General features: G+C 76.3%; 7 protein-coding genes. All 7 read right to left on the reverse strand.

Annotated elements, in window-relative coordinates; translation table 11 throughout:
• Positions 1-67: 67 nt before the first annotated feature.
• From FHE66_RS15250 to FHE66_RS00510, 7 genes are read right to left on the reverse strand one after another with little or no spacing between them, the layout of a single operon-like run.
• The gene (locus tag FHE66_RS15250) at positions 68-619 is read right to left on the reverse strand and encodes a hypothetical protein (RefSeq protein ID WP_139948348.1); all 552 of its coding nucleotides are present in this window, start codon (positions 617-619) and stop codon (positions 68-70) included.
• Positions 616-1,197: a phage tail protein gene (locus tag FHE66_RS00485; protein WP_255303553.1), complete on the reverse strand. Its 582-nt coding sequence runs from the start codon at positions 1,195-1,197 to the stop codon at positions 616-618. The genes FHE66_RS15250 and FHE66_RS00485 overlap by 4 nt, the downstream gene beginning before the upstream one ends.
• The gene (locus tag FHE66_RS00490) at positions 1,194-3,137 is read right to left on the reverse strand and encodes a putative baseplate assembly protein (protein WP_139071040.1); all 1,944 of its coding nucleotides are present in this window, start codon (positions 3,135-3,137) and stop codon (positions 1,194-1,196) included. Before FHE66_RS00490 ends, FHE66_RS00485 begins: the two co-directional genes overlap by 4 nt.
• On the reverse strand, positions 3,137-3,547 hold the full coding sequence (locus tag FHE66_RS00495; protein WP_139071041.1) for a GPW/gp25 family protein: 411 nt from the start codon (positions 3,545-3,547) through the stop codon (positions 3,137-3,139). Before FHE66_RS00495 ends, FHE66_RS00490 begins: the two co-directional genes overlap by 1 nt.
• Positions 3,547-5,340, reverse strand: coding sequence for a phage baseplate assembly protein V (locus FHE66_RS00500; protein ID WP_139071042.1), 1,794 nt, complete (start codon positions 5,338-5,340; stop codon positions 3,547-3,549). Before FHE66_RS00500 ends, FHE66_RS00495 begins: the two co-directional genes overlap by 1 nt.
• The gene (locus FHE66_RS00505; RefSeq protein WP_168202672.1) at positions 5,337-5,990 is read right to left on the reverse strand and encodes a LysM peptidoglycan-binding domain-containing protein; all 654 of its coding nucleotides are present in this window, start codon (positions 5,988-5,990) and stop codon (positions 5,337-5,339) included. The genes FHE66_RS00500 and FHE66_RS00505 overlap by 4 nt, the downstream gene beginning before the upstream one ends.
• The gene (locus FHE66_RS00510) at positions 5,990-6,967 is read right to left on the reverse strand and encodes a hypothetical protein (RefSeq protein ID WP_176554589.1); all 978 of its coding nucleotides are present in this window, start codon (positions 6,965-6,967) and stop codon (positions 5,990-5,992) included. The genes FHE66_RS00505 and FHE66_RS00510 overlap by 1 nt, the downstream gene beginning before the upstream one ends.
• Positions 6,968-7,576: the final 609 nt, after the last annotated feature.

Below are 7,576 nucleotides of genomic sequence, written 5' to 3' on the forward strand. Positions count from 1 at the left end.
TGTGGACTTCTGGACCTGTGAGGTCCAGAAGTCCACACCGAGGCGGGCGGACGGCCGGTGGGCCCGGTCAGAGCAGGCGGGCCGCCACGACGACGGCGCCGACGAGGAGGCCGACGGAGGCGAGCCACCACCACGGGAAGCGCACGGGCGCCGCAGGGGGCTCCTCCACGACGGGCTCGGGCACGGGCTCGGGCAGCGGCGCCGGCAGCGGGACCGGCGCGGGCGGCGGCGTCATCGTCGAGCCGCACCGTAGGCACAGCTCGGCGCCGGGGAGGTTGAGCTCGACGCAGTGCGGGCAGGGCACGGTGGCCAGGCGGGTCGTGCCGAGCGAGCCGGGCAGGCGCCGGCGCGCGTCGTCACCCGACGGCGCCTCCTCGAGCACGGCGTGCTCGGGCCGCGCCCAGAACAGCGGGTAGTCGCACGCGCGGCAGAAGTCCTCGGCGGCCCGGCGCGAGAGCACGACCTCGGCCGTCGTCCCGCACTCGGGGCAGCTGAGGCTCGCCGCGGCGGGCGTCGCCGGGCCGGTCTCGGTGCTGCCCGCGGCGGGCAGCACCGACTGTCGCACCACCGCGGTCTCGGGCGCGACCTGGCCGGTGGGGCCGGGGGTCGTCGTCGTCACTGCTCCTCACTCCCTCGCCCGCCCACGGCGGCGCGGTGCCGGGCCGGCGCGGTCGCCGGCGCGTCGTCGGGGAAGACCTGCCGCCCGGCCACCCACAGCTCGGCGCGGACGTGGGCGGGCACCTCGTCGAGCACCAGCCGGACGAAGTCGGCCTCCTCGAGCAGCCCGGTCGAGGCGACCTCCATGACCACCCAGCAGGTGTCGCCGGGGGCGCCGTCCTCCCGCCACACCCCGCCGCCGTCGCGCACGAGCGCGGGGCCGTCGCTGAGGAGCTCGAGGAACCCGGTGAGCCCGCGCCGCGTGCCGCGCCAGGCGAGCACCCGGGCGCAGCCCGCGACGTACCGGCGCTGCCACTCCTCGGGCTGGTCGCCGTCGACCCCGGACAGCCCGATCCACGACGCCGTCCAGCGCAGCATGCCGGCCGGCGTCACCGACGGGTCGGCCAGGTGCGGGAGGTTGTGCGCGTGGGCGAGGAGGGTGCCGGCCTGCTCCTGGAAGATCGAGGCGAAGCGGACGAAGAAGTCGTCGGTGAGCATGCCCGAGGGCAGCTGCCGCAACAGCCAGTGGTCGGTGCTCACCGCACCACGACCTGGTGCTTCGCGGAGAGGAACAGCGAGTGGGGGTCCAGCCGCAGGGCGTCGCGGCCGACACCGAGACGCCGGCCCGTGCGCAGGTCGTACTCGAAGAGGACCATCTCCTCGACCCGCTCGACCCCCTCGACGGACTCGACCAGCTGGGCGACCGTCACGGCCGACAGGTCGGTGTCGAAGGGCCACCCGGTGCCGTCGGGCCCGCCGGTGAGCGGGTTGACGAAGCGCGCGACGGCGTCGCTCACCCGCTGGCTCACGAGCGCCGCGGGCCGGCCGGGCAGCGCCCGCACGAGCGCCGCGACGCTGGCCCCCTGGTAGTAGGGGGTGCCGACCTCGACGGCGACGCCGACGGGACGGCGCTCGTCGAGCACGGCGGCGATCTGCTCGTACAGGCGGCGGTCCAGGGCGTAGTCGTCGATCCGGTGGGTGAGCGGCGAGGTGCGCACCTGCGGCACGACGAGGACCCGCACGGCCCCCGTCCCCCGGGCCGGGAGGCAGCGGGCGCGGGCCACCTCGACGGAGGTCTCGCGGGTGAGCCGCTCGTAGTCGCGCGCGGTGACCGCGCGCTCGCCGGTGCGCAGGGACAGCGGCCCGCGCACCTTGGCCTCCTCGACGCTCTCGCCGTCGACGCCTCCGGTGGCGGGGGCGAGGTTCTCGACGCTCGAGACGAAGGGGACCGTGGAGCGCAGCGCGGTGAGCGTGCCGGCGCCGACGTTGCCGACGGCCCCTCCCCCGTGCCGGTAGCCGGTGACGACGACCTCCGCACCGTCGGGCGGGATCGCGCCGTGCTGCCGCACGGTGCCGTCGGGGTGGCGCACCCGCGGGCCGAAGCGCACCTCGCCCGACGCCGAGTCCCACACGACGTGCCGGTCCGTGGGGCCGGACGCGGCGAAGTCCTCGACCTCGGTCCACTCGGTGACGCCCGTGTGGTCGATGACCCGGACCTCCTCGCCCTCCCGGCGGCGGGCGACCGGCGCGGCCGACACCCGGAAGGACTGGGCGGGCACCCCGACCGACCGGCCGAGGGACTCACGCGCCATCGCCTGGGCGTGCTCGGCCGGCACGGTGACGCCGACGGCGTGCGCGGACAGCGACGTGATGCGCGGGGAGGCCTGGTACGTCGGCTGACCGGGCACGGGGTGCAGGAGGCGGGCGCGCAGCCAGTGCGCGGCCTCCCCGCCCAGCGTGAGCGGCTCGTGGGCGGCCGGGACGCGCAGGACGACGTCGCCGTCGCGGTTGAGGCCACCGGTGGTGTCGACGTGGACCCGGACCGGCAGCCATGCCTCCCCGCCCCACACCTCCCACGCGAGCGGCGGGTTGAGCGGGTCCACCCCGACCCCCTCCGCCGTCGCGGCGACCGACAGCCGCACGACGAGGCCGGCCAGCGGCTCGGCGAAGCCGAGGTAGGTGGCGTCACCCGGGGCCAGCGGGACGGAGGTGAACGCGGTGAGCGAGGAGCCCGGGTAGGTGAGGTCGTCCCACCCGTCGGTCGTCTGCTCCTGCCCGGCGCGGCAGGTGTGGACCGCCCGCAGCCGGGGGGCCGAGACCACCGCCTCGTCCACGGTGGCGAAGACGACGGCGTCGGTCTCCGCGGTGCCGACGGTGGAGACCTGCGTCCCGGCGGGGACGTGGACGGACTGCTCGGCGGGGGCGGAGAGCCAGAAGGTGAGGTCGGCCCGGGCCACGGTGGGCGGGAACTGCTCGATGCCGACGAGGTTGAGGAAGTGGACGAGCAGCTTGTCGGGCACCTGGTTGACGCGGAAGAGCACCATCTCGCTCATCCAGGCGAACAGCTCGATGAGCGCGACGCCCGGGTCGGAGACGTTGTGGTTGGTCCACTCGGGCGTGAACCGGGGGATGAGGCGCTTCGTCTCGTCGACGATGTCCTGGAAGGAGCGGTCGTCGAGGTTCGGCGGGGGCAGCGGCATCAGGATTCCTCGCGGGGGATGACGTAGAAGGGGTAGACGAGGTTGCGGCGGTCGTTGGTGGCCTTCACCCGGTAGGTGATCTCGATCCGCACGAGGGCGGAGTCGGTGTCGTCCTGGACGGGGCGCACGTCCTCGACCTCCACGCGCGGCTCCCACTGGGCGAGTGCGTCGCGCACGGCCTGGGAGACGAGGCCGAGGAGGTTGGCGTTGACCGGCTCGAACAGCAGGTCCCAGATCCGGCAGCCGAACTGGGGCCGCATGAGCCGCTCGCCCGGGGCGGTGAGCAGCACCATGCGGATCGAGCGCTCGAGGTCCTCCGCGCCCTCGGTGAGCCGGATCGCTCCGGTGTGGTCGACCCGCAGCGGCCAGCCGAAGCCTCTGCCGATGAAGTCGGTACCGTGTCCGGTCATCAGTTGATCTGCACCATCCCGCCCTTGATCGTCGCGGTGGTCCCGCCCTGCAGCGCGGCCGTCACGCTGCCCTTGACCTCGACGTCGGCAGCCGAGACGGCGGCCTTCGCGCTGGCCTTGACCTCGACGCTCGCCCCGGACAGCTCGATGCCCTGGGTGGCCTTGAGGGTGATCGTCGCGCCGGACAGCGTGAGGTTGCCCTTGCCGTCCATGTCGATCGTGCTGTCGCCCGAGCGCACCGTGAGCGGCACGCCGCTCGGGACCTCGACGTCGGCGCGGTCCTTGCCGAGGCGGATCCGGTGGCTGGTGTCCTGGAGCGCGAGGAGGACGTGCTGGCCCTTGGCGTCCCTGCCGTCGCCGAGCTCGACGACGTGGCCGAGCCGCGAGGTGAGGCGCCGGTTGACGACCGTGCCGTCCTCGATCACTCCGGGCGGGACGGCCCCCCTCTTCCCGTGCAGGCCGCCCAGGACGACGGCGCGGCGCGCGTCGCCGCCCTCGAAGCCGACGAGCACCTCGTCCCCGACCTCCGGGGTGAGGACGATGCCGCGGTCCGCGCCGGCACCCACCGCGGCGACGCGCGCCCAGGTGGAGGTCACGGCGTCCGACATCGCCGAGTACTGCACCTTGACCCGGCCGAGCCCGTCCTCGTCGCGGATGTCGGTGACGGTCCCGATGACGAGGCCCGCGTGGGCGAAGCTCGACGCGCCCGCGCGGGCGACGTCGGCCAGGTGGACCGGCCGGCGGTCCCCCGCGGTGAACCGGGTGTGGAAGCCGCCCGGCCGGTAGACGTGCTCGACCTCCTGGACGTAGTAGCGCCCGTTGGCGGGGCCGACCCCGGTGACGTCGGCGAGGACTCCGGGGCGCAGCTCGGGGGTGACGGTGCACCGGCCCTTGGCGGAGACGGTGCCCGTCGCGTTGGCGCGCGACTCGGCGATGGCGGCGGCGTCCGTGCCGTCGAGCGGGCTGTCGACCGACCACAGGCGCGAGGCGGGCGTCGCCTCGTCGACCCTGAACGCGTCGGCGAGACCGCGCGGCACGGAGGCACGGTCGAGGGCCGCCGTCGCGGTGATGTGCTCCTGCTTGACCGGGTCCCAGCCACGGACCGTGACCTCGGTGGGGGCGTCGGAGGACACGCCGGCCGCGAGCTCCTCCAGCGTGTCCCCCAGGGCGAGGCGCACGTCCGGTCCGATGGTGCCGGTGCGGCCCGACCCGGTCCAGGACCGCCAGAACCGCAGGGTGCCGCGGTCCACGACCCACTCCCAGCCGATGCGGCGGGCGAGCTCGTCGATGAAGGCGAGGTCGGTGTCCGCCTGGAGGAGGTAGGGGTGGACCTTGCTCGTCTGGTCGGCCCTCACGGCGACCCCGGCCCCCCTCGCGAGGGTCTCGACGACGTCGGCGTAGGTGCGGTCGAGGTAGGTCTGGGCACGCGAGGTGCGCGACAGCCGGAAGGCGGCGTCCTCGACGACGGCCACGAGCTCGGCGCTGCGGCCTGCCCGCTGCTCGACGCCGGCCGAGGTCACCGTGCCGGTGAAGATCTCGGTGAGCGGGCTGCGGGCGGGCACGGCGCGCGCCGAGAGACTCACCTGCGCCCCGACCGCCAGGCGCCGTTCACCGGTGAGCTCGTAGCCGGGGTCGGCGAAGCGCAGGGTGCAGCGCCCCACGGTGCGCAGCGCGAGGGTCGCCCGCAGCTCGAGCAGTGCTGCGGTCCAGCGGGCGGGCAGAGGGCTGCCGTCGACCTTGACGACGGGGCTGAGCGCCAGCCCGGCGGACGGTGACTGGGTGAGGACGCTCATGCGTCGGCCCTCGGGATCGACAGGACGGTGCCGGCCCGGAGGGCGAGGGGGTCCTGGACGCCGTTCGCCAGGGCCAGCCGGCGCCAGGAGGTGGCGTCGCCGTAGTAGGTGGCGGCGATCCGGTCGAGCGTCTCCCCCGGCCGGACGCGGTGGGTGCGGTGCGGGTCGGGTGTGCCGGAGGTGGGGTTCTGCGGGCCGAAGGCCTGCGAGGGCTCGTACTGGCGCAGCGTCAGCGCGACGGTCGCGCGCAGCGGGGTGCCGTTGGAGGCGAAGTAGGTGAAGGCCATGGACAGGTCGGCGACGACGGCCTTGAAGGAGTGCAGGTCACCCCAGTGGAACGTGACGTACGGCGGGCGGGCGTTGCTCGTCGTCTCGTCCGAGCCCGGCAGGGTGGGGTCGACGTCCATGAGGGCGAGGATCCTGCCGGTGTACCGGGTGACGGCGGAACCGTCGTGGGTGGTGTCGAAGAACAGCTCGAGGTGCATCCAGCCGGGCTGGGCGCCGGCGTAGCGCAGCCGGGGCACGCCCCGGCCGGGCAGCGCCTCGCCGGTCCAGTCGTTGGAGCGGGAGATGGCGAGCTGGGCCGGGTTGAACAGGCAGGGCAGCCGCTCGCCGCCCTCGAGCTCGAGGAACGCCTTCTCGGTGGCCATCAGAACACCCCCACGCTGCCGTGGCGGCCACGGCGCTCGAGCTCGGCGACGACGCGCTCCTCGACCCGCTCGGCGACGAGGTCGACGAGGTGGTCGAGGTCCGTGACGGTGTGCGCGCCGGTCGGCTGGTCGCGGCGGAAGGCGAGGGCCGTCGGTGGCACCGCCGGCGGGGCGGCCGGGCGGGCCGGGTGGTGACCGAGGAGGCTCATGGCCGGTCCTTCCGTGGGTGGGGCTGGGCTCACGGACTCGTGGTCCCTGAGCGCGGCGAACGTGGCGGGCAGCGCGGGTGGCGTGGCCGGCGCCGGGGCCGGAGGACCCGGTGTGGCCGGGGCGAGGAGGCGGCGCACGATGCGAGGACCTGCCGTGGCCTGGGGCAGTACGGCGCGCCCCGCGACGGCGGAGGCCCGGGTGCTGCGCGGCGCGGGGGCCGGCCGACGGCGTCGCGCGCCCACGGTGGCCGGCGCGGAGGCATGGACAACAGGGGCGTGCGCGGCCGGCGCGGTGGGAGCGGCGCGGTGGGCGGCCGGCGCGGTGGGAGTAGCGCGGTGGGCAGCCGGCGCGGGGGCAGCGGAGCCGTGGGCAGCCGGCGCGGTCGTCGGCCCTCTCCCGCGCACCGTGGCGCCCGTGGGCGCGGACGGCCGGTGCGCTGCGTCGGCGCGCTGCAGGCCCGTCGCCGGGTGGCCGGGCGTCCCCGCGGTCGCGCCGCCGGGCCAGACGGGCAGCCGGCGCACCGGGGCCGACAGCGGCGGCGGCGTGGCGTAGAGCGGGGTGGAGGGCGGGAACATCGTCGGGGTCCCGGCGGCGCTCGCCGGCACGAGCGCGCGGGCGGTGACGGGACGGCCCGCCGCGGAGATCCCGAGCGCGCCCGCAGGCACGGGCTGGGCCGTCGGGACGGTCCGCAGACCGGCGGCCGGCTGCGCCGAGGCCGCAGCAGCCGTCGTCCGGGCGACGGGGCGGGAGACCGGTGCGGTGTCCATGGTCAGGGCAGGTGTCGTGCGACGCCCGCTGGAGGGCAGCCGGCGCAGTCCTGCCCGCGCCGGGCCGGGGCTCGTGCCGAGGGGCCCGGCCGCGACGGTCGCGCGGTGCCCCGCCACGTCGGCACCGACCGCCGGTGCGCCTGGGCGGAGCGCTGCGGCCGGAGCCGTGAGGGCGACAGGTCCGCCGCCGAGCACGGTGGCGCGGGCGGCCCGGGAGGAGCTGGTGACGTCGGTCCCCACGCGCAGGGCGCGCTGGGACGTCGTGTGCGCGGGCCGCCTCCGTCCGCCGGGGGCAGCTGCGGGCAGCACGCCGAGCGGCAGGCGCCGGAGGGTCCTCGCCCGCGGGACCGCCACGTCGGTGCGGTCGTCGACGCGGGCCGCGCCGGGGACGGCCGGGACTGCGGACGCGGAGGTCCCGGTGAGGCGCGCCGATGCCTGGGCACGCCCGGTCGCACGCCCTGCCGGGTGGGCGGGCCCGGTGGCTCGGAGCGCACCGGGGAGAGTGCTCGAGGTCCGTCCCGCGGGGCGCACGGTCGCCGGGGCACGGCCGGTTGTGCGCCCCACGGGTCGGGTGGGCCCGTCCCCGGCGGGTGGGGACACGCCGGGGAC

Origin of the sequence: Georgenia sp. 311 (assembly GCF_006151955.1) — a bacterium.
Taxonomy (GTDB): Bacteria; Actinomycetota; Actinomycetes; order Actinomycetales; family Actinomycetaceae; genus Oceanitalea; species Oceanitalea wutianyii.